Raw genomic sequence first — 21,112 nt, forward strand, 5'->3', positions numbered from 1 at the left:
CCAAAGGAGGCACCCGGCAGGAAGTTTGCCTCAGAGGCCGTTGTCCTTCAGCACCTGGGCGGCGTTTTCCTTGGTGATCTTCTTGGTTGGTAGGGTAATGGTCTTTTCGACTTTCTCGCCGTTGAGGAACTTGATCGCCTGGCGCAGGCCTTCGGCACCGGGAGTGACATAGGTGAAGGTCGCCGTCAGCTCGCCCTTGTTCACCATCTGCACGCCTTCATTGGGCAGGCCGTCGATACCAATGAACTTGATGTCCTTCTCGCGGCCGACATCCTTGGCGGCGAGATAGGCGCCATAGGCCATCGGGTCGTTGTGGCCGTAGACGAGATCGATCTTCTCGTTGCTCTTCAGCGCGTTGGCCATCAGATTGTAGGCCTGGTCCTGCTTCCAGTCGCCCGATTGCTGGTCGAGCAGATATTTGATGCCCGGCTCCTTGTCGGTGAATTCGTGAAAGCCGTCATGGCGATCATGCGCCGGCTGGGTGCCCATGCCGCCCCAGATCTCGACGACGTTGCCTGCAGCCTTGCCCTTGCCGCCCAGCAGTTCGACGGCATATTCGCCGGCCGCGCGGCCGATCAGCGCGTTGTCGCCGCCGACGAACTGCGTGTAGTCCTTGGTGTCGACATTGCGGTCGAGCACGAAGACCGGGATCTTGGCGTCGATCGCCTGCTGCACGACGCCGGTCAGGCCGGCCGATTCCTTCGGTGACACCAACAGCGCATCGACCTCCTGGCGGATCAGGTTCTCGACATCGGCGACCTGCTTTTCGGTCTTGTCCTCGCCGTCGGTGATGATCAGCTCGACCTCGGGGTGCTTGGCGGCTTCGGCCAGGATGTCCTTGTTGAACTGCGCGCGCCAGGGCTCGATGGTCGTCACTTGGGAGAAGCCGATCTTCCACTTCTTGTCCTGAGCGTAAGCGTTGCCAGTGGTCAGCAGCGCGGTGGTGGTCAGCAGTGCCGCGGTCACGGCGGCAAGCTTCAGCATGTCACGTCGTTTCATTTTTTGTTTCCTCCGAGATTGAGAGACGGTGTCTCTTGCGACGGCCGCTTTGCCGCGGCCGTTTCCTTGTGCGCCGATTGCCCGCCGGGCAGGCGCAGATAGGCCAGGAGATCACCGGCATTGCGCTCCTGCACGAGCACGGTGCCGATGATGATCATCCCCTTCAGCACCAGCTGAAGGTTCGAATTGATGTTGTGGAGCTGCAGGATGTTGGAGAGCAGACCGAAGATCAGCACGCCGCAGAACGTGCCGATGAGGCTGCCGCGCCCGCCCATCAGGCTGGTGCCGCCTATGACCACAGCGGCAATGGCGTCGAGCTCCAGCCCGGCGCCGGCATCCGGCTTGCCTTGCCGGTACTGCGCAACATAGAGCACGGCGGCAATGCCGGCGAGCAGCCCGGAGACGGCATAGGTGGCGATCTTGACGCGGCCGGCGGCGATGCCGGAGAGGCGCGCCGCCTCCTCGTTGCCGCCGATGGCATAGACATAGCGGCCGAACGGCGTGAAGCGCAGCACCGCGCCGTAGATCACGATGGCGCCGAGGAAGAACAGGCCCGGCATCGGGATGATGCCGAACACCAGCGAGCGCAGGATCTCGAAATCGGCGGTGGCGTTGGAGCCGGTATAGACCGGCAGCACCGCATTGTTCTGGCCGGCGGTCAGCCGTGCGATGCCGAGCGCCGTCACCATCATAGCCAGGGTGACGATGAAGGGCTGCAGCCGTCCGGCAACGATGATGAAGCCGTTGAGCGCGCCGAACAGCAAACCAACGCACGGCGCCACCAGCAGCACGCCGAGCACGCCGAATTTCGGCTCGATCTGCGGCAGCAGAAACCACAGCGACAGGCAGCACAAGACCACGCCGACGACGGCGGGCGTGATCAGGCCGCGAATCCCGTCCAGCCTGATCTCGCGGACGAGATCGGCGCCGGCACGGGACTTTGCCAGGTTCTGGAAGATGAAGCGGGTGACGACGAAACCGAGGCAAAGCGCCACCAGCGCGACGGTCGGCACGCCCAGCACGACGCCCGGCGTCACGCTTGGGACCGTCAGCAGCATGGCACAGACCACCGAGCAGATGGCCATCAGCGAGCCGACGGAGAGATCGATGCCGCCGGTGATGATGACAGCCGTCATGCCGGTGGCGATCAGCCCGGTGGTCGAGACCTGGCGCAGCACGTCGAGCAGGTTGCCGTAGGAGAGGAAGATGTTGTTGCCCTTGGAACTCATCGGCGAGCCCAGCACGCCGATCAGGAAGATGGCGATCAGGCCCCAGTAGAGCTTGGTACGGGACAGGAGTTTCAGGGCAGTCATGCGGCTGGTCTCGATATGGTCCTGCGCGGGGCGGCGAGACGCATGATGGCCTCCTCGCTGGCCGCGTCGCGGGAAAGAATGCCTGTCTGGCGGCCATCGGCCATCACCAGGATGCGGTCGGAGAGATGCAAAAGCTCCGGCAGTTCGGAGCTGATGACGGCGATGGCCAGTCCATCGCGCGCCAGCTTGAAGATCAGGTCGTAGATCTCGCGTTTGGCGCCGACATCGATGCCGCGCGTCGGCTCGTCCAGCAACAGCACCCTTGGCCTGGTCGCCAGCCACTTGCCGATGACGACCTTCTGCTGGTTGCCGCCGGACAGCGTGCCGGCAGGCTGGTCGATGTCCCGGCAGCGGATGCCGAGCGCCTTGACCGCCTGCCGCGCCAGCCCCTGCTCGGAGGCCAGCGAGCGGATGCCGAAGCGGGCCAGCGACCCGACCAGCGGCAGCGCGACATTGTCTGCGATCGAAGCCTGCAGATGCAGGCCTTGCGTCTTGCGGTCCTCGGTGACCAGTGCAATGCCCAGCCGCCTTGCGTCGCGGGGCGAACGGATATCCACAGGCCGGCCGTCGACCTGGATTTCGCCACCGGTGCGGCCATCGCTCGAGCCGAAGATCGCTTCCAGGATCTCGGTTCGGCCCGAACCCAGCAGCCCGCCAATGCCGAGGATCTCTCCGGCGGCAAGATCGAAGCCAACGCCGTCGATCACCGTGCGCCAGCCATGCGCATCGGGCTTCGACAGCGACAGGTTTTCGACCGAAAGCACAATGTTGCCGCCGGAGTGGCGCTCTTCCTGGGAGGAAGCGAGCAGGTTGCGTCCGACCATCGCCGAAATGATCGCATCTTCGTCCAGCCTGGCCATCGGCTCGGTCAGTACATGGCGCCCGTCGCGAAACACGGTGACGCGGCTGGCCAGATGCATGACCTCGTCGATGCGGTGCGAGATGTAGACGATGGCGACACCGCTCTCGGCAAGCTGGCGGATGATGCGGAACAGCCGCTGGCATTCGGCCGGCGACAGCGCCGAGGTCGGCTCGTCCATGATCAGGATGCGTGCCGACATCGACAGCGCCTTGGCGATCTCGACCAGCTGCTGCTCGCCGACACGCAGGGCACCGACGCGGGCTTGCGGATCGAGCTCGATGCCGAGCCGCTGCAACAAAGCGCCCGCCGCGCGGCTGCTTGCCTTGCGGTCGACAATCAGCCCGGCGATCAGCTTCTCGCGGCCAAGGAAGATGTTGTCGGCGACGCTGAGTTCGGGCACCAGGTTGAGCTCCTGATGAATGATGGCAATGCCGGCATCCTCGGCGTCGCGTACGCCAGCGAAATTGACAGGGTGGCCATCGACGCTGACCGTGCCTTCATAGCCGGTGTAGACGCCGGAGAGGATCTTCATCAGCGTCGACTTGCCGGCGCCGTTCTCGCCCATCAAGGCATGAACCTCGCCGCGCCGCAGCTCGAAGCCGACATCGACCAGGGCGGCGATGCCGCCGAAGCTCTTGGAAATATGCTCGGCGCTCAGAACGGTGTCCGACCGATCGGCAGCGCCGTGCTGCGGGGAAAGGGAACTGCTCTCTCGCATGACAATGGCGGCCTCCCTTCCGTCCTCGTCAACTTCCCGCAAACGCTAATCTAAACGTTTCGATCATGTCAAGCTGATATGAGGTGCCGCATGTTTGCTGCATTTCGATTCTTGCTAAAAAGGACAGGATTCCGTACGTATTGGCCGGCAAGGGTGGCGAAACGTTTCGAAAATGACAGCATCAGGGCAAAAAAAACACCGGAAATCCACCGCGCCCACCATGCTTCATGTGGCTGAAGCGGCACGTGTGTCTGTCGCCACCGTTTCGGCGCTGATCAACGGCACGGCGACGGTCAGTCCGGAGCTTAGCCAGCGCATCGAACAGGCGATCCGCGATATCGGCTACAAGCGCAACGCGATCGCCCGCAGCCTGAAGATGGGCACGACCCGCACGATCGGACTGACCGTGCCGCACATCACCAACCCATTCTTCACCGATGTCGTCTCGGTCATCCAGCAGGCCTTCGACCGGGCCGGCTATGCCGTCATGCTGTGCTGCACGGACGAGGATTTGAATACCCAGGACGATCAGATCAAGCTGCTGCTCGACCGCATGGTCGACGGGCTGATCGTGGCGCGCGTCGGCGACGGCGCGATCCTCAAGCGGATCGTCGACGACGCCAACGTGCCGGTGGTGCTGCTCGATCGTATCTGCAAAGGCGTCGACACCGATGCCGTGGTGCTGGACAACCAGCGCGCGGTGTTCGACGCCATCACCTATCTGATCAATCTCGGCCACCGGCGCATCGGTTACATCACCGGCACGTCGGACATTTCGCCGATGCATGACCGCATGGCGGGATATCGCGAGGCGCTTCACGCCGCCGGCCTGCCGATCGCGGAGGAGCTGATCCGCTTCGGCAATTTCCACGAGATCGACGGCTACAACGCGACCATGCAGATGCTGTCCTCGCACGATCGGCCAAGCGCGATCTTCTCGGCCAACAACCCGATGGTGATCGGCACCATGAAGGCGATCCGCGACATCGGCCTGTCCTGCCCGGAAGACATTTCAGTTGCCTGCTTCGACGACTTTCCATGGTCCGACGTGTTTCAGCCGCAGCTGACCACCGTCGCGCAGCCGGTGCAGGCGATCGGCGAACAGGCGGCCAATCTGCTTCTCGACCGTCTCGCCGGCAACAGGGACGCGCCGCCGCGCAAGCTTTTGCTCAAGGGCCGGCTGATGATCCGCAATTCATGCCGCCCGCTCGGGGCGATTGCGCAGAGCGTGAGCGCATAGTTTTTCGCCCAGCATATATCGTACCAGAACTTCTCAGGCCGCCTGCGACAGCGATTTGTGCGCCTCGGCCAGGATCTCGAACGACCGCACCCGCGCCGCATGATCAAAAATCTGCGCGGTGACCATCAGCTCGTCGGCGCCGGTGCGGCGCACGAAGGCATCGATGCCTTGCCGCACCGTTTCCGGGGAGCCTACGACGGCGCAGGACAATGCCTGGCCCAGCATGGTCTTTGCCATCGGATCGAGATCGCGGTCATAGTTCTCGACAGGTGGCGGCAGCCGTCCGGCCCGGCCGGTGCGCAGATTGACGAAAGCCTGTTGCAGCGAGGTGAACAGCAAACGAGCCTCGGCATCTGTGGGCGCGGCAAAGACGTTGAGGCCAAGCATGACATGCGGCTTGTCGAGCTGCTCGGAGGGTTGGAAGCGCGAGCGGTAGACATCCAGCGCGTGATCCAGATCCGCCGGCGCGAAATGCGAGGCGAAGGCATAGGGCAGGCCGAGCATGGCGGCAAGCTGCGCGCCGTAGAGGCTGGAGCCGAGGATCCAGACCGGCACGCCCTGGCCTTCGCCGGGCACGGCACGGATGCGTTGGCCTTCCTCGGCCGGCTGGAAATAGCCCATCAGCTCGACGACATCCTGCGGGAAATTGTCGACCCCGGCCTCGAGATTGCGGCGCAAGGCGCGGGCGGTACCCATGTCGGTGCCGGGCGCCCGGCCGATGCCGAGATCGATGCGGCCCGGATGCAATGCGGCCAGCGTGCCGAACTGCTCGGCAATCACCAGCGGCGAATGGTTGGGCAGCATGATGCCGCCAGCGCCGACACGAATGGTCTTGGTGCCGCCCGCGACATGGGCAATGACGACGGCTGTGGCGGCACTGGCAATACCCGGCATGTTGTGATGCTCAGCCAGCCAGAAACGCTTGTAGCCCAGGCGCTCGGCATGGCGGGCAAGATCGAGCGAGTTGGCCAGCGACTGCGAGGCATCGCTGCCTTCGACGATCGGCGACAGGTCGAGAACGGAAAGAGCGGTCATGGGTGGGATCCTGTGTCAGGACCGCATGTAGGAAGCATCCGGCGGCGCCGCAAATTCAAAAATATTGATCAGCCCTTGACAGCTTCGGGGTCGGCGATGTCGTCCTCCTCGACGACAACCGCGTGCTGCGCGGCGAGAAAATTGCCGACATGGCTGAGCCCATCGAAATGATCGCAGAACACCTTGATGACGACCAGCAGCGGCACCGCCATCAGGGCGCCGACGAAACCCCACAGCCATGACCAGAAGGCGATGGCGATGAAGATCGCCACGGCGTTGATCTCGAGGCGCCTGCCGACCACCATCGGCGTCACGAACTGGCCTTCGACGATGTCGCACAAGATCACGAAGGCGGGCGCCAGAAGCGCGTAGAAGATGGTATCGAAGCTGATCAACGCCATGACCGTGACAAGCACGATGGTGATCAGTGCTCCGACATAGGGCAGGAAATTGAGCAGGGCGGCAGCAACGCCCCAGACCAGCGGATTGGGCACGCCGAGCGCCCAAAGACCGAGAGCGATGACCGTGCCGAGGCCGGCATTGATGATGGTGACGGTGAGCAGATAGTGCGAGATTTCGCGTTCGACGTCATAGACGACGCGCAGCGCCCGCTTCTTTTCGCTGAGGCTGGCGAAGGACTGGATGATCTTTTCATAAAACATCGTGCCGGAGGCGAGCAGGAACAGCGACAGCACGAAGATAATGGTGAGGCCTGTTCCCGCCGACAGGATGTTGCTGGCGGCCGCCGACAGGATGCCGGACTGCGCCACCGCCACCTTCTGAATACCGGACTCCTGCGAGGTCTCGGTCAGTTGTTCGATCTGATGCGAAATCTGCATGATCTTCTCGAGCGGCTGTCGCAATTGCGCCAACCGTTCGGTGAGCTTCTGGCCGATCGACGAGGTGTTGTTGATAAGATCGATGATCGGGCCACTGAGCAGATAGCCGGCGGTGGCGAACACACAAAGGGACAACAGCACCAGAAGGGTTGCCGAGATCACTTCCGGGATACCGTGCTTGCGCAGCAGCCGGACGATCGGCGTCAGCGTCAGCGCCAGCAGGAAAGCCAGAAGCACTGGCATGAAAAAGGCGCGGGCGAAATAGAGCGCGTAGATGGCCATGAAGAGAAAGATGCCGATCAGCAACGAGCGCATCAGACGCGTGTCGGCGCGAGCCGCGACGCGCGAATCCGGTTCATCGGAAACGTCCTGACCCCAGGCTGTGGGTTCGGTTTTCATGGTCACCCCTCAAGCCGGCGCCCCTTCGCACGGCAATCGCCTTCATGAAACGCAGAGTTACGGGCGAGGGTTCCATGAGCCGGCTTCGGGATTGAGGCCGCTCGCGCCGGCTCCGGGTCAGGCTGCCGGCGACGTGACGGCTGTGGCGGGCTTGGCTGTTTCCTTGCGCACGATCGGCGCCACCCTGGTGCCGTAGAGTTCGATCGCCTTCATGATCTTGGCGTGCGGCATGGTGCCGATCGCCATCTGCAGCAGGAAGCGGTCATTGCCGAAGATCTTGTGCTGGGCGACGATCTTTTCAGCCACTTGCTCGGGACTGCCGACGAACAGGGCGCCTGTGGGGCCGCGCGACTGGTCGAAATGCGCCCGCGATGTCGGACCCCAGCCGCGCTCGCGGCCGATGCGGTTCATCACCTCCGCCTGCGGGCCGTAGAAATCGTCGGCTGCCTGCTCGGTCGTCTCGGCGATGAAGCCATGCACGTTGATGCTGGTGGCGAGGCCCGCCGGATCACTGCCGGCGCGCTTGGCGGCTTCGCGATAGAGATCGAACAGCGGCGCGAAACGCGCCGGCTCGCCGCCAATGATGGCGAGCGCCAGCGGCAGGCCGAGCGCGCCAGCGCGGGCGGCAGACTGCGGCGTGCCGCCAATGGCGATCCAGACCGGTAGCCTGTCCTGGAAGGGCCGGGGATAAACGCCGCGATCGTTGATCGGCGCACGCAGATTGCCCGACCAGGTGACCTTCACGCTGTCGCGGATGGCAAGCAGCAGATCCAGTTTTTCGGCGAACAGCTCGTCATAATCCTCGAGGTTGAAACCGAACAGCGGGAAGGATTCGATGAACGAGCCGCGCCCGGCCATGATCTCGGCGCGGCCGCCCGACAGAAGATCGAGCGTGGCAAATTGCTGGAAAACGCGCACCGGGTCATCGGAAGAGAGAACGGTGACCGCGCTGGTCAGCTTGATGCGCTTCGAACGCTCGGCCGCCGCGGCCAGGGCCACGACCGGTGCGGAGGCGGCATAGTCGGGCCGGTGATGCTCGCCGAGGCCGAAGACGTCGAGGCCGACCTGGTCGGCCAGCTCGATCTCCTCGATCAGGTTGCGCAGCCGCTCATGCGGGCCGATGGCACCGGGGCCCGGCTGCGGGCTGACGTCGGCGAATGTGTAGAGACCGAGTTCCATTTGATGTCATCCTGGTGTTGGGTTTTCGGGTTAGACGTAGCGACGCCTCAGCCGCGCCGCCAGTGGGGCGGACGGTGAACAGTGCATGTCGGTTTCGGCTCTATCTCTTCGTCGCCATTCCGGACGGAAAACCGCTTCACCCTTTTCCTGGAATTGCTCCAAAGGCGTCTCCCGAGTGCAACAGCCGACAATTTCATGGCTGCCATGCCGTTTTGGCGCTTGAACTCTCGGTTTTCGCGCGTATGTAAGCGTCGCGAATTGACTTCAGGGAAGTGGACTTGGCTATCTACAGGGAAAAAGACGTTTTCGAGCGGCGCAATGCCGCAAACGAGGCAAAGAAGGCGCTCCTCGAGCGCTTCAAGGCAAAGCCGGCGGCGGATGATCCCGCAGTGCTGGCGCGGCAGGCTGAACGCAAGGCTATCCTTGCGGCCCGCGAAATCCGCGAGGCCGAAAAGGCCCGGCTCAAGCAGGAGAAGCTGGCACGCGAAGCGGTCGAGAAGGCCGAGCGCGAGGCAGCAGCCGAAGCGGCACGTATCGCCGCCGAGGAAGCTGCACAGGCCGAGGCCAAGATTCGGGAATCCGAAGAGAACGAGCGCATCGCCCGTCTTCTGGCCGACGAAGCCGAACGCAAGGCCAAGCGCGACGCGCGTTATGCGGCACGCAAGCAGCGTACCGGCAGGACGCCTCCGGGCTTCTCCGCCCGCTAGCTCTCGGCTACGGAGCAATCTGCTTCGAGAATCAGGGTCGCCTCGCAGCGGCCCTGAACGTGTTTGTCCCATGCATGTCGCCCTGGTCCCGGTTCTGGGAGGACGACATGCGCAAACCAAGAGACCTAAGCGTTACCGTCAGGCGGCGAACTTCAGCCCCATGATGCCGCAGACGATGAGCGCGATGCAGGCCAGCCTGATCGCGGTGGCCGGTTCGCCGAGCAGCCAGATGCCGAGCAGTGCCGTACCGACGGTGCCGATGCCGGTCCACACCGCATAGGCGGTGCCGACGGGCAGCGCCTTCAGCGCCAGGCCGAGCAGAGTGAGGCTGACGACCATCGAGGCAACGGTCAGCACGGTCGGCACCAGCTTCGAGAAGCCATCGGTGTATTTGAGGCCGATTGCCCAGCCGATCTCGAACAAGCCAGCGAAAAAGAGAAGAATCCACGACATCGACAACGCTCCATCAGAGCATCGGACCGAAAAGTGACTTCGGCGTCCGACGATCAGTCAAACAATGGCGGGTCGTCCCGTCCGGATTTGGGGAAGTGCGAGGTCGTCCCCGCTACGCCAATATAGGAATTTCGGGCGCTCGAGCAACAGCGACCGGCAACAAGTGTCGCCGGCCGTAATCTTATTGCGAAGTGGATCGCCGGACCTACTTGTCCTTGAGCTTCATCGCCTTGACCGGCGGCGCCTTCAGCGCCGGAGCCGGAGCGGGCTTCTTGGCGTCCTTCTTCGGCTTGCGGGCTTCCTTGCCTGCCTTCATCGCACCTTTAGCCATGATTCGTTCCTCCTGATGTGAGAAGCCAAGTGAAACAAGAGAACCGCCCGACCGCAAGGGGTTAGCGACTGTTGCCGCCGACAGCGGATCGCTTTCAACCGGTTTCTAGAGCAATTCACCGTTTCGCGGAAACAGTGAATTGCTCTAACTCTTTGTTTTGACGCAATTCCGGACGGAAAACCGCTTCACACTTTTCCTGGAATTGCTCTAATTTGCTCGTAAACCATGGCGGTCCGTGCCATGGTCATTTTCGCACTGCAGCATCGACCCGAGCTTCGCCGGGTGATCGTCAGGCAGGCCGTCAGGACGACAATGCGAATCCACATCGGCTGCGAGATGAGCTTCGACTTTCCGCAGGAAACGCCGCTCATCGCGATGCTGAATGTGCACTATTCGCGGGCCTCCGATCTCGAGCGGCCGGATTTCCTGATCTCCAATCCGCCGGTGCCGATCGAAAGCTATCGCGACAGTTTCGGCAATTGGTGCAACCGGCTTGTCGCGCCTCCCGGGCGCTTCACCTTCGGCACCGACGCGGTGATCCGCGACCCCGGCACCTTCGAGATGGGCGACCTGATGGCCTGGCAGCACGAGGTGCGCGACCTGCCGGCGGACACATTGCTGTTCCTGCTGCCCAGCCGTTTTTGCGAAAGCGACCTTCTGGCTGACGAGGCGTGGCGGCTGTTCGGCAACACGCCGCTGGGTATTCCGCGCGTGCAGGCGGTCTGCGACTTCGTCCACAGCCACATCGTCTTCAACTACGGCAATGCACGGCCGACGCGCACCGCGGCGGAAGCCTATCGTGAACAGAGCGGCGTGTGCCGCGACTACGCGCATCTCGCCGTCACCTTCTGCCGGGCACTCAACATCCCAACGCGCTATTGCACCGGCTACATCAGCGACATCGGTATGCCGAAGCCATGGGCAAGCATGGATTTCTGCGCCTGGATGGAAGTCTATCTCGGCGGCCGCTGGCATGTCTTCGACCCGCGCAACAATGCACCGCGCATCGGCCGCATCCTGATCGCCTCCGGCCGCGACGCCGCCGACGTGCCGCTGACCCATATTTTCGGCCCGGGAACGCTTGCCGGCTTCAAGGTGTGGACCAGCGAGATCATCGAGTAGTCGCCGTTTTCCATAGACCGATCTCTCATGGCCGCTGCCGTGGACGACCCGACATTCGCGCGGTGTGATGCCTGTGGAGCTTTAGCGGCCTGGCCGCTAGACTGCGCCTTGAACGGGGGCAAATGCCATGGCCGGGCACGGCGGCTCAAAAAAGGTGATCTACGCGGCGCTCGCCGGCAATCTCGCCATCGCGCTGACCAAGTTCGCCGCCGCCGCCTTTACGGGCAGTTCGGCGATGCTGTCGGAGGGCGTCCATTCGCTGGTCGATACCGGCAATGGCGGCCTGCTGCTCTACGGCATGCACCGCGCCGCTCGCCCTGCCGATCGCACGCATCCGCTCGGCCACGGCCGCGAACTCTACTTCTGGAGCTTCATCGTCGCGCTCCTCGTCTTCGCGCTGGGCGCCGGCGTGTCGTTCTACGAAGGCGTGGTCCATATCATGGCGCCGGAGCCGGTCGCCAACGCCAAGGTAAACTATATTGTTCTGGGCCTTTCCTTCCTATTCGAAGGCAGTTCGTGGTGGGTCGCCCTGAAGGAGTTTCGCCGGCAGAAGGGCAGGCAAGGCTGGCTGCAGGCCGTGCAGTCGAGCAAGGATCCGAGCGTCTACACCGTGCTGTTCGAGGACAGTGCGGCACTTCTCGGCCTGATCGTCGCTTTCGCCGGCATATTGGCAGCGGAACTGCTGGAGATGCCGGAGCTCGACGGCGCCGCCTCGATCGGCATCGGACTGATCCTTGGCGCGACCGCGATCTTCCTGGCCCGCGAAAGCAAGGGCCTGCTGATCGGCGAGCCGGCGTCGCCCGAGGTGCAGATGAAAGTGCTGGCGATCGCCCAGCAGGATCCGGCGGTGCAGCGGGCGAACGGCGTCCTGACCGTCCATATGGGGCCGACAGAGATCGTCGCCGGGCTCAGCATCGAGTTCGAGGACCATTTGACGGCGCCCGAGATCGAAGCTTGCGTCGAGCGCCTGGAGGCGCAGTTGAAGAAGGAAATGCCGGAGATCACACGGCTGTTCGTCAAGCCGCAGACGTCAGGCACCTGGGAGCAGCGACGCAGGCTGATCGATTCCGCATCCGATCCTGCCCTGGACTAAAACCGTGCCATTGCCTCACGGCCTTGCGCCGCTAGATTGAAGGGGCTTTGGAGGAACGAAGATGAGAATAGACGGCGGCTGTCATTGTGGCGCCATCACCTACGAGGCGGAGGTCGATCCGGAAAAGACCACGATCTGCCACTGCACGGATTGCCAGCAACTGACCGGCACGGCTTTTCGCCTTACGGTTCCGGCGCCGGAAAGCAACTATCGCATCACCAAGGGCACGCCGAAAATCTACATCAAGATCGTGGCGAGCGGCGCCAAGCGCACCCAGGCCTTTTGCGCCGACTGCGGTTCGCATCTTTACGCCACGTCTGTCGGAGATGGTCCGAAGGTCTATGGAATTCGCGTGGGGACCGCGCGGCAGCGCCAGGATTTGATCCCGACACAGCAGAAATGGCACCGCTCGGCGCTGCACTGGCTGCCTGAATTTCAGGGCATGACCACGTTGGAGGAGCAGTAGCACCGGTCCGGCACCGCGCCTCAATCGTCGCCTTCGACGACCCTCAGCCTGAGCTGCCCGGTTTTCGAATCGGCAACGCGCGCGCCGGTATCGACCTTCGCGGCGGGAGCCCGTGACGCGGCGTCTACGGCGGCATCGCCGTCGGGCTGTGCGCCGAATTCCAGCGCCTCGATCTTCTGGCCGCGCTTGGTGACCTTCGACGTCGAAACCAGTATGTCGTCGATGTCCTTGGCCGACTGGCCGAAATGCACCTGCAGCTTGCGCACCCGCTCATCGACACGCGCAACATCCTCCATCAGCCGGATGACCTCGCCCTGGATCAGGTGCGCCTGTTCGCGCATGCGGGCATCCTTGAGGATCGCCTGGATGACCTGGATCGACAGCATCAGCAGCGACGGCGAGACGATGACGACGCGCGCACGGTGCGCCTTGTGCACGATCGCCTCGAAATTCTCGTGGATCTCGGCGAACACCGATTCCGACGGCACGAACATGAAGGCAGTGTCCTGCGTCTCGCCCTGGATCAGGTATTTTTCCGAGATATCGCGGACATGGATCTCGATGTCGCGGCGAAAGGCCTGCGAAGCTGCCTTTTGCAGATCGGCGCCATCGGCGGCGCGGATGGCGTTCCAGGCTTCCAGCGGAAATTTTGCATCGATGGCCAGCGACGGCGCGCCATTCGGCATCTTCACCAGGCAGTCGGGCCGGCTGCCGTTCGACAGCGTCGCCTGGAACTCATAGGCACCGTGCGGCAGGCCGTCGGCAACGATCGCCTCCATGCGCGACTGGCCGAACGCGCCGCGCGTCTGCTTGTTCGAGAGGATCGCCTGCAATTGCACGACCTGGCCGGCGAGCGACTGGATGTTGCCTTGCGCGACGTCGATGATCGCCAGCCGTTCCTGCAATTTGGCCAGGCTCTCATGCGTGGATTTGGTCTGCTCGGTCATGGTCTGGCCGAGCCGGCCGGTCATGGCGTCGAGGCGCTGGCCGATCGATTGCGTCAGCTCCGCCTGCCGTGCGCCGAACACTTCCGCAATGGCGCCCATGCGGCCCTGCATTTCGGCCTGGCTTTGCAGAATGCCGGCCATCCGCACTTCCGCATCGCGGGCATGATCGGCGGCTTCCGCGGCCGCCACAGCGCGCGCCTTGGCCGACCGCCACAACGCAATGACCAGCGCCACGAACAGGGCCAGAAACAGCAAAACGCCGAAGGCCAGCGCATGGCCGAGCGTGATCGTTGTGGCGCCAAGCCGGGCGACAGGCTCCGAAAGGATGGTGCTCAAATCATTCATGTGGACAGCATAGACGATTCGCCGCGATAGCACAGATCAAAACGTGAACGCGCCTGATGCCAACCGGTTGACGCGTTTCGCTGGAGGTCTTAGGTGGAACGCCATGCCGATCAAGCCGCTCATCATCCTTCCCGACCCCATCCTGCGCCAGGTTTCCAAGCCCGTAGAGCGTGTCGACGCGCCTTTGCGCAAATTAGCCGACGACATGCTGGCGACCATGTATGATGCGCCGGGCATCGGGCTGGCGGCAATCCAGATCGGCGAGCCGCTGCGCTTGCTGGTGATCGATCTCGCCAAGGAAGACGAGACGCCGGCGCCGCATGTCTTCATCAATCCGGAAATCCTGGAGAGCGCCGACGCGCGCTCCGTCTATGAGGAAGGCTGCCTGTCGATCCCGGATTATTACGCCGAGGTCGAACGCCCCGCCGCCGTGCGGGTCAAATATCTCGACCGCGACGGCAAATTGCAGGAGATAGAGGCCGAGGGGTTGATGGCGACCTGCCTGCAACACGAGATCGACCACCTCAATGGCGTCCTGTTCATCGATCACATCTCGAAGCTGAAGCGCGACATGGTGGTAAAGAAATTCAAGAAGCTCGCCAGGGACAAGGCGCCGGGCAAGCTCGCGGGATAAGGTACGGGAGTCCCCTCCAGGCCTATTGTCGGCAGGATTGCCACCAAATGGAGATGCCGACGGTCGACATGCTGATCAGGGACATTCCTGAGCCTTTGAAGCGCGAGATCGAACTGGCGGCGCGCGAGGTCGGCCAGAGCGTCTCGGACAAGGCCATCGGCCTTCTGCGCAAAGGCATAGTTGCGGAGAGGCCGGCCCGAGAGGAGTCGAGCCTCTCGGCGTGGGCTGCAATTCGCTCGGCTTTCGTATCTGAAAGCGCAATTGGCGATGAATACGCGGAAATCATGGAGAAGATCGAAGCGGAAAGATAGCGCGACGGTCGTCCCGCGACTTCGACGGCCTTGACCTGAAGCTCGTAAACCCGTTTGAAGCGGATGCCTGAGCCGGCACACTGCGCGAGCAAGAAGACAGGATACCGGAAGAAAAAATGCCCCTTCGCGTCATCTTCATGGGTACGCCGGAGTTTTCGGTGCCGACCTTGCGCGCGATCGCCGAGGCTGGCCATGAGATATCAGTCGTCTATACCCAGCCGCCGCGCGCTGCCGGACGACGCGGGCTGGAGCTGACGCCGTCGCCGGTGCAGCGCGAGGCGGAGCGACTGGGCATCGAGGTGCGGACGCCGGTTTCGCTCAAAGGCGAGGCCGAACAGGCCGCTTTTCGCGCCTTGCAGGCCGATGTGGCGGTGGTCGTCGCCTATGGCTTGCTGCTGCCAAAGGCGGTTCTAGAGGCAACCCGGCTCGGCTGCATCAACGGCCATGCGTCGCTTCTGCCGCGCTGGCGCGGCGCCGCCCCCATCCAGCGCGCCATCATGGCCGGTGACCTGGAAAGCGGCATGATGGTGATGCGCATGGAAGAGGGCCTGGACACCGGTCCGGTCGGGCTGGTTGAAAAGTGCGCCATCGAACCCGATATGACAGCCGGCGATCTGCATGATCGGTTGATGAGTGTCGGTGCTGCCTTGATGGTGGAAGCGCTGGCGCGGTTGGAAGGGAACACCCTGACATTCACCACACAAGCTGTGGATGGGGTGACCTACGCCAAGAAAATCGATAAATCCGAGACTCGCGTGGACTGGACTCGCTCGGCAAGTGAGGTCCACAATCATATTCGTGGCCTGTCGCCCTTTCCAGGCGCCTGGTCGGAGATAGGAATTGGCGGCCGCCAGGAGCGGCTGAAACTGCTTCGCTCGACGCTGTCGCAAGGCCTGTCGCCTTCGGAAGATTTGGGCGAGTCGGGAGGAATTCTCGATGACCGGCTGACGGTCGCCTGCGGGGCAGGCGCGATCAGGCTGGTCGAAGTTCAACGGGCGGGCGGAAAGCCCGCTGCCGCGTCGGAATTCCTGCGCGGGGCCAAGATCGAAAAAGGACTGAAATTCTCATGAGCATGATGTCGATACGCGCGGCAACGCCGCGGGATCGCGAGGCCATCCGCCTCGTCGAGGAACACGCTTTCGGCCAACAGGCGGAGGCCGGTCTGGTCGACGCGCTGGTGACCGGCGGCGACGCGGTTGCCGAACTGGTTGCGGAAGAGGACGGCCAGGTGGTCGGCCATATCCTGTTTTCGCGGCTGTTCGTCCAGAATGGCGGCAAGACCTTCGCGGCCGTGGCGCTGGCGCCGCTGGCGGTGGAGCCCTCGTTCCATGGCAGCGGCATTGGCGGCGCGCTGATCCGCGAGGCGCATATCCGCCTCAAGGATGGTGGTGAGACGCTGGCCGTGGTGCTGGGCGACCCCACCTATTACGGGCGTTTCGGCTATAGCCACACGCGTGCCGAGAACTTCGAAAGCGAGTATCAGGGCGAAGCGCTGCAGGCGCTGGCCTGGGGTGACGCGCCAGAAGCAGGCAGGCTGGTCTACGCCTCCGCCTTCACCGCTCTCGCCGCGTAGAACAGTCCGCCGTTTTCACGGAAACGGCGAACTGCACTCCTCTTTGTTTTAACGCAATTCCGAACGGAAAACCGTTTCACACTTTTCCTGGAATTGCTCGAGGCGAGAGCTCTAGCCGCAAATGCCGCGTTTTCGCCTCGACATCGAATATGACGGCAGCCTGTTTGCCGGCTGGCAGCACCAGGCGGATCAGCCTTCGGTGCAGCAGGCGATCGAGCAGGCGATCGAAAAATTCTGCGGCGAAGCGATCAGGCTGCGCGCCGCCGGCCGCACCGATGCCGGCGTGCATGCGACCGCGCAGGTGGCGCATGTCGACCTCGTCAAGGCGTGGCCGAGCGACAAGGTGCGCGATGCCGTCAACGCCCATCTGCAGGCGGCCGGGGCGCGCATCGCCATCCTGAAAGCGACGGTGGTCTCCGACAGTTTCGACGCCCGCTTCTCGGCCATTGGCCGCCACTATCTCTACCGCATCCTGAACCGCCGCGCGCCGGCCGCGCTCGACAAGGGCAAGGTGTGGTGGGTGCCGAAGCGGCTCGACGCCGGCGCCATGCACGAAGCGGCAAAGGTCCTGCTCGGACGGCATGACTTTACCACCTTCCGCTCGACCCAGTGCCAGGCCAACAGCCCGATCAGGACGCTGGAACGGCTCGATGTGAGCCGACAAGGCGACATGATCGAGGTCAGGGCTTCGGCGCGCTCGTTCCTGCACAACCAGGTGCGTTCGATGGTCGGCTCGCTCAAGCGTGTCGGCGACGGCGGCTGGAGCACGGCCGACCTGAAAACAGCGCTCGAGGCGCGCGACCGCGCCGCCTGCGGCCAGGTGGCGCCGCCCGACGGGCTGTTTCTCACCGGTGTCGATTATCCGATCGAGACGAGCCCGGAAAGGCTCTGAACTCCGACATCGTCCGGGACGGTGATGCCGAGCAACGTCTGCAGGGCGAACAGCACCAGCAGCGACGCAATGAACATGCCGACGAAAACGGCCGTGCCGACCGCTGCGCCCCTGCCCATCGTGGCATTTGTCATGCGCCAGGTCAGCACCATAGAAAGGGCAAAGAGGAACAGCGACACAAGGCTCGAAACCTGGCTTGCGGACGACAGGAAAAGCCGGATCAGCGCCGAAGGCAGCATCAGCCAGGCGGTGATGGCCGAAGCCCAGTTGCTGGCAACGACGTAGTGGACGAAGCGGCCGCCTATGCCGGCGCGCGGCGCGATGAAAGCGAGCGCAACCAGCGGCAGCACCCAGGAGCCGATGTCGACCGTCGCCAGGCGCACCAGCATGCTGAAGCGCCCCGCGAAGGCGTCGGGATCGCCGATTTCGTTGGCGATGCCGACCCAGCCGACGATCAGCGCCGGTGCTGCAACGACAATGGCGAAGAAGGAATTCCAGAAGCCGTCGGCCGACAGGTCGAGCAGGCGCAGGCCGTCGGCTCTGCCGAGCATCAATCGCCAGGCGCCCGTCAGCGAAGCTTGGGTTTCGTCCGCCGAAAGCATGCTGTTCAGCCCTGTCCGAACCAGTCTTCTATGAAGCGCTGGTAGATTTGCGTCAGCGTCTCGAGGTCGGCAATGGCGACGCGCTCGTCGACCATGTGCATGGTCTTGCCGACCAGCCCGAACTCGACCACCGGGCAATAGTCCTTGATGAAACGCGCATCGGAGGTTCCACCGGAGGTCGACAGCGTCGGCTCCTTGCCGACCGCCGACTTGATCGAGCCGCGCAGCGTTTCGATCAGCCTGTCGTCACGGGTCAGGAAGACATGGCTCGGCCGGTCGCGCCAGACGAGCTCGTAGTCGACCGGCGTCTTCTTGCCCTGCCGGTACTTCTTGCGCCTGGCCGCCTGGTCGAGCCGGTTGTGGATTTCGGCCTGCAGGGTCTCGTCCGTCCAGGTGTCGTTGAAGCGGATGTTGAAGGTCGCGGTCGCTTTGGCCGGGATGACATTGGTGGCCGGGTTGCCCACATCGATGGAGGTGATCTCCAGATTGGTCGGCTGGAAATCCCTGGTTCCCTTGTCGAAAACCGGATGCAGCAAGGCATCGACCAGGCTCATCAGCCCGCGCACCGGATTGTCGGCAAGCAAGGGATAGGCGACATGGCCCTGGCGGCCATTGACGGTGACGGCGCCGGACATCGAGCCGCGGCGGCCGATCTTGATCATGTCGCCCAGCGCATCCGGGTTGGTCGGCTCGCCGGCGACAGAGGCATCCCATTTCTCGCCCCTGGAAGCCGCCCATTCGAGCAGCTTGACCGTGCCGTTGATCGCGGGGCCTTCCTCGTCGCCGGTGATCAGCAGCGAGACCGAGCCTTTCGGACCGCCATTGGCCTCGACATGGCGCGCCACGGCGGCGATGAAACAGGCGATGCCGCCCTTCATGTCGACGGCGCCGCGGCCATACATCTCGCCATTGGCGATCTCGGCGGCGAAGGGCGGATGCGTCCAGGCGGCTTCGTCGCCGACCGGCACCACGTCGGTGTGGCCGGCGAACATCAGATGCGGGCCATTGCCGGAACGCCTTGCATAGAGGTTTTCGATATCGGGCGTGCCGTCTTCGGAAAACACCGGCCGATCGACCAGGAAGCCGAGCGGTTTGAGCATCGTCTCCAGCGCGGTCAGCGCACCGCCCTCAGCGGGCGTCACCGAAGCGCAACGGATAAGGGCGGCGAGGTTTTCGGCAGGATCGGTCGGCAGCGTCATGGCAAAAGCGATAGTCGAAAGCGCAGGGCCTGTCACGGCCAGACATAGGGGCCAGCCTCATGGCTGGCGATACCGCCGATATTATGGTTTTCATGTCGTATAGTTGCGACCCGGCGCGGGCGACAGGATGGCAGACAAGGACAAACGGATCGTCGCAGCCGGTGCCGGCAGCATCGGCTGCTATGCCGGCGGCTGCCTGGCGCTGGCCAGCCGAAAGGTCATTCTGCTGGCCCGGCCGCGCATCGAGGCAGCGTTGCGGCAGGGTGGATTGCGGGTCAGCGACCTCCAGGGCCGCGATCGCTCGATCAAGCCGGAGGCGCTTGCCGTCACCACCGATCCGGCCGCCACCCTGCCGCAGGCGGACGTGATCCTGGTCACGGTCAAGAGCGGCGCCACTCAGGACATGGCGGATCTTATCAAAGCTCATGCCCGGCCCGACGCCGTGGTGATCAGCCTGCAGAACGGTGTCGACAATGCCGACAGGCTGCGTGCCGGACTTGGCCGGCGAACGGTGCTGGCCGGCATGGTGCCGTTCAATGTGGTGCAGTCGCCGGACGGCGAGCTGCCGCTGCGCGTGCACCGCGCCAGCGACGGCAAGGTGATGGTCGAGGATGGCGATGCCGGCCTGGTCGGCCTGCTTGGCGTCGAAGGGTTTGCGGTTGAAGCGCATGGCGACATGAAGGCGGTGCTGTGGGGTAAGCTGCTGATGAATCTGAACAACGCGCTGGTGGCGCTTTCCGGCCTGCCGCTGGCAACCGAACTGGCCGACCGACGCTGGCGGCTGATCCTGGCCGGCCAGATCGACGAGGCGCTGACGGCGCTGAAAGCGTCCGGCATCGAGCCGGCGCGGATCGCCGGCCTCCGGCCGGCGCTGCTGCCGAAAGTGCTCAGGCTGCCGGACTGGCTGTTCAAGCTCTTGGCGCGGCGCATGCTGGCGATCGACCCGCAGGCGCGCTCGTCGATGTGGGACGATCTTCAGCGCGGCCGGCCGACGGAGATCGACGACTTGCAAGGTGCCATCTTGCGGCTGGCGGGGAAGGCCGGCACGCCCGTGCCGACGGTTCAGCGGATCATCGCCTTGGTGCGCGCGGCGGAAGCGGAGCGGCTTGGCTCGCCGAGCCTGGCGCCGGAGCAGATTGTTGCACCGGCCGGCCGTCGATCAACGTGATCTTCTGCCAGATTTTCCGCGACAGGTTGGACGCCAGGTTCTCGATGTCGTTGACGCCGTCGATGACCACGTCGTCATTGACCGACTGCGCGAACAATGCGGCGATCTTGCCGGTGATCGACAGCATTTCGGAGCAATAGTCGAGGTAACGCGCCAGGTCGGCGGCATTGGTGATGCGGGCGGGCGAATGCGACGTCGGCTTGAAATCGGCCGACAGCGCCGCCGGATCCTTGGTCAGCTGGTGCATGTCGATGACGTGGATCAGCGAGCGCAGGCCATGCAGCTGGCGAAAGACCTGCTTGCGCTTGATGCGCTCCTCGGAGCGGATCAAGGCGAGAAATCCGACAATGGCGAGGATGAACATGTTGAGCGAAGCTTCGATGCCTTGCACCGACTGGACGGCATCACCGGGTTTGGAAATGCGGTCGAATGGCAGGACGGTGCCGACGAAGATGAACATCAGTGCGCCGGCAACGACAGCGGCGACGATGAGGCCGCGCAGCCACCAGATCGGCGCTTCCAGGGCCTTGGCGCCCTGTGCCAGGTCGCGCGACAGCGAGACCAGTTCGGCGGCAACGCCGCGCAGGCCGGCATCGGGGAAACGCTCCGCAACGCGCGTCTCCAGCCGTTCTGCGGTCTCGATGATCAGTTTCGGATCAAGCGTACGGTAGCGCATGTCCGATCG

23 protein-coding genes are annotated in these 21,112 nt (G+C 63.7%); 11 read left to right on the top strand and 12 right to left on the bottom strand.

What is annotated here, in order from left to right:
* Positions 1 to 30: 30 nt before the first annotated feature.
* The 3 genes from A9K65_RS02955 to A9K65_RS02965 are packed head-to-tail and all read right to left on the bottom strand — an operon-like array spanning position 31 to position 3,892.
* Positions 31 to 999, bottom strand: a complete 969-nt coding sequence (locus A9K65_RS02955; RefSeq protein WP_064992805.1) for a substrate-binding domain-containing protein — start codon at positions 997 to 999, stop codon at positions 31 to 33.
* Complete coding sequence (locus A9K65_RS02960; protein WP_064992804.1) at positions 996 to 2,312, bottom strand: ABC transporter permease; 1,317 nt, start codon at positions 2,310 to 2,312, stop codon at positions 996 to 998. The genes A9K65_RS02955 and A9K65_RS02960 overlap by 4 nt, the downstream gene beginning before the upstream one ends.
* Positions 2,309 to 3,892 carry a sugar ABC transporter ATP-binding protein gene (locus A9K65_RS02965; RefSeq protein ID WP_064992803.1) on the bottom strand — a complete coding sequence of 528 codons (1,584 nt, stop codon included), beginning with the start codon at positions 3,890 to 3,892 and terminating at the stop codon, positions 2,309 to 2,311. The genes A9K65_RS02960 and A9K65_RS02965 overlap by 4 nt, the downstream gene beginning before the upstream one ends.
* Before the next feature lie 220 nt (positions 3,893 to 4,112).
* Here A9K65_RS02965 and A9K65_RS02970 point away from each other — a divergent pair, with 220 nt between their 5' ends.
* The gene (locus tag A9K65_RS02970) at positions 4,113 to 5,132 is read left to right on the top strand and encodes a LacI family DNA-binding transcriptional regulator (RefSeq protein ID WP_013528458.1); all 1,020 of its coding nucleotides are present in this window, start codon (positions 4,113 to 4,115) and stop codon (positions 5,130 to 5,132) included.
* Between the two features lie 33 nt (positions 5,133 to 5,165).
* Here the strand turns inward: A9K65_RS02970 and A9K65_RS02975 are convergent, their stop codons facing one another.
* The 3 genes from A9K65_RS02975 to A9K65_RS02985 form a co-directional block, all read right to left on the bottom strand.
* Positions 5,166 to 6,167: an LLM class flavin-dependent oxidoreductase gene (locus A9K65_RS02975; protein WP_064992802.1), complete on the bottom strand. Its 1,002-nt coding sequence runs from the start codon at positions 6,165 to 6,167 to the stop codon at positions 5,166 to 5,168.
* Positions 6,168 to 6,235: 68 nt separating this feature from the next.
* Entirely contained in the window at positions 6,236 to 7,405 is a 1,170-nt protein-coding gene (locus A9K65_RS02980; protein WP_013528460.1) for an AI-2E family transporter, read from the bottom strand.
* 117 nt (positions 7,406 to 7,522) lie between these two features.
* Positions 7,523 to 8,584, bottom strand: coding sequence for an LLM class flavin-dependent oxidoreductase (locus tag A9K65_RS02985; RefSeq protein WP_013528461.1), 1,062 nt, complete (start codon positions 8,582 to 8,584; stop codon positions 7,523 to 7,525).
* A gap of 278 nt (positions 8,585 to 8,862) precedes the next feature.
* On the opposite strand from A9K65_RS02985, the gene A9K65_RS02990 reads away from it, so the two are divergent.
* Positions 8,863 to 9,291, top strand: a complete 429-nt coding sequence (locus tag A9K65_RS02990; RefSeq protein WP_013528462.1) for a DUF6481 family protein — start codon at positions 8,863 to 8,865, stop codon at positions 9,289 to 9,291.
* 138 nt (positions 9,292 to 9,429) lie between these two features.
* On the opposite strand, the gene sugE is transcribed toward A9K65_RS02990, so the two are convergent.
* Both sugE and A9K65_RS36455 read right to left on the bottom strand, forming a co-directional pair.
* Positions 9,430 to 9,744: a quaternary ammonium compound efflux SMR transporter SugE gene (gene sugE, locus A9K65_RS02995; protein ID WP_013528463.1), complete on the bottom strand. Its 315-nt coding sequence runs from the start codon at positions 9,742 to 9,744 to the stop codon at positions 9,430 to 9,432.
* Positions 9,745 to 9,949: 205 nt separating this feature from the next.
* Positions 9,950 to 10,075, bottom strand: a complete 126-nt coding sequence (locus A9K65_RS36455; RefSeq protein ID WP_013528464.1) for a hypothetical protein — start codon at positions 10,073 to 10,075, stop codon at positions 9,950 to 9,952.
* A gap of 312 nt (positions 10,076 to 10,387) precedes the next feature.
* Between A9K65_RS36455 and A9K65_RS03005 the strand changes: the two genes are divergently transcribed.
* The 3 genes from A9K65_RS03005 (at position 10,388) to A9K65_RS03015 (ending at position 12,756) form a co-directional block, all read left to right on the top strand.
* Complete coding sequence (locus tag A9K65_RS03005; protein ID WP_027161100.1) at positions 10,388 to 11,197, top strand: transglutaminase family protein; 810 nt, start codon at positions 10,388 to 10,390, stop codon at positions 11,195 to 11,197.
* 127 nt (positions 11,198 to 11,324) lie between these two features.
* Positions 11,325 to 12,290: a cation diffusion facilitator family transporter gene (locus tag A9K65_RS03010; RefSeq protein WP_013528466.1), complete on the top strand. Its 966-nt coding sequence runs from the start codon at positions 11,325 to 11,327 to the stop codon at positions 12,288 to 12,290.
* 61 nt (positions 12,291 to 12,351) lie between these two features.
* Positions 12,352 to 12,756: a GFA family protein gene (locus tag A9K65_RS03015; RefSeq protein ID WP_013528467.1), complete on the top strand. Its 405-nt coding sequence runs from the start codon at positions 12,352 to 12,354 to the stop codon at positions 12,754 to 12,756.
* Positions 12,757 to 12,776: 20 nt separating this feature from the next.
* Here the strand turns inward: A9K65_RS03015 and A9K65_RS03020 are convergent, their stop codons facing one another.
* On the bottom strand, positions 12,777 to 14,048 hold the full coding sequence (locus tag A9K65_RS03020) for a DNA recombination protein RmuC (protein ID WP_063169730.1): 1,272 nt from the start codon (positions 14,046 to 14,048) through the stop codon (positions 12,777 to 12,779).
* Between the two features lie 103 nt (positions 14,049 to 14,151).
* On the opposite strand from A9K65_RS03020, the gene def reads away from it, so the two are divergent.
* The 5 genes from def to truA all read left to right on the top strand — a co-directional run bounded on the left by def (position 14,152) and on the right by truA (position 17,458).
* Positions 14,152 to 14,682 (top strand): peptide deformylase, encoded by a 531-nt coding sequence (def, locus tag A9K65_RS03025; protein WP_064992801.1) that lies wholly within the window; start codon positions 14,152 to 14,154, stop codon positions 14,680 to 14,682.
* A 47-nt stretch (positions 14,683 to 14,729) separates the two neighbouring features.
* Positions 14,730 to 14,993, top strand: coding sequence for a hypothetical protein (locus tag A9K65_RS03030; RefSeq protein WP_013528470.1), 264 nt, complete (start codon positions 14,730 to 14,732; stop codon positions 14,991 to 14,993).
* A gap of 116 nt (positions 14,994 to 15,109) precedes the next feature.
* On the top strand, positions 15,110 to 16,063 hold the full coding sequence (gene fmt, locus A9K65_RS03035) for a methionyl-tRNA formyltransferase (RefSeq protein WP_064992800.1): 954 nt from the start codon (positions 15,110 to 15,112) through the stop codon (positions 16,061 to 16,063).
* Positions 16,060 to 16,566, top strand: a complete 507-nt coding sequence (locus tag A9K65_RS03040; protein WP_013528472.1) for an N-acetyltransferase — start codon at positions 16,060 to 16,062, stop codon at positions 16,564 to 16,566. The genes fmt and A9K65_RS03040 overlap by 4 nt, the downstream gene beginning before the upstream one ends.
* A gap of 121 nt (positions 16,567 to 16,687) precedes the next feature.
* Positions 16,688 to 17,458: a tRNA pseudouridine(38-40) synthase TruA gene (gene truA / locus A9K65_RS03045; RefSeq protein WP_064992799.1), complete on the top strand. Its 771-nt coding sequence runs from the start codon at positions 16,688 to 16,690 to the stop codon at positions 17,456 to 17,458.
* Here truA and A9K65_RS03050 read toward each other — a convergent pair.
* Both A9K65_RS03050 and dapE read right to left on the bottom strand, forming a co-directional pair.
* Complete coding sequence (locus tag A9K65_RS03050) at positions 17,425 to 18,060, bottom strand: transporter (RefSeq protein WP_064992798.1); 636 nt, start codon at positions 18,058 to 18,060, stop codon at positions 17,425 to 17,427. The genes truA and A9K65_RS03050 overlap by 34 nt on opposite strands.
* 5 nt (positions 18,061 to 18,065) lie before the next feature.
* Positions 18,066 to 19,259, bottom strand: coding sequence for a succinyl-diaminopimelate desuccinylase (gene dapE, locus A9K65_RS03055; RefSeq protein WP_064992797.1), 1,194 nt, complete (start codon positions 19,257 to 19,259; stop codon positions 18,066 to 18,068).
* Positions 19,260 to 19,386: 127 nt separating this feature from the next.
* Here dapE and A9K65_RS03060 point away from each other — a divergent pair, with 127 nt between their 5' ends.
* Positions 19,387 to 20,427: a 2-dehydropantoate 2-reductase gene (locus A9K65_RS03060; protein ID WP_084015521.1), complete on the top strand. Its 1,041-nt coding sequence runs from the start codon at positions 19,387 to 19,389 to the stop codon at positions 20,425 to 20,427.
* Here A9K65_RS03060 and A9K65_RS03065 read toward each other — a convergent pair.
* Positions 20,330 to 21,103 carry a hypothetical protein gene (locus tag A9K65_RS03065; RefSeq protein ID WP_064992795.1) on the bottom strand — a complete coding sequence of 258 codons (774 nt, stop codon included), beginning with the start codon at positions 21,101 to 21,103 and terminating at the stop codon, positions 20,330 to 20,332. The genes A9K65_RS03060 and A9K65_RS03065 overlap by 98 nt on opposite strands.
* Positions 21,104 to 21,112: the final 9 nt, after the last annotated feature.

Source organism: Mesorhizobium sp. WSM1497 (assembly GCF_001672455.2).
Taxonomy (GTDB): Bacteria; Pseudomonadota; Alphaproteobacteria; order Rhizobiales; family Rhizobiaceae; genus Mesorhizobium; species Mesorhizobium ciceri.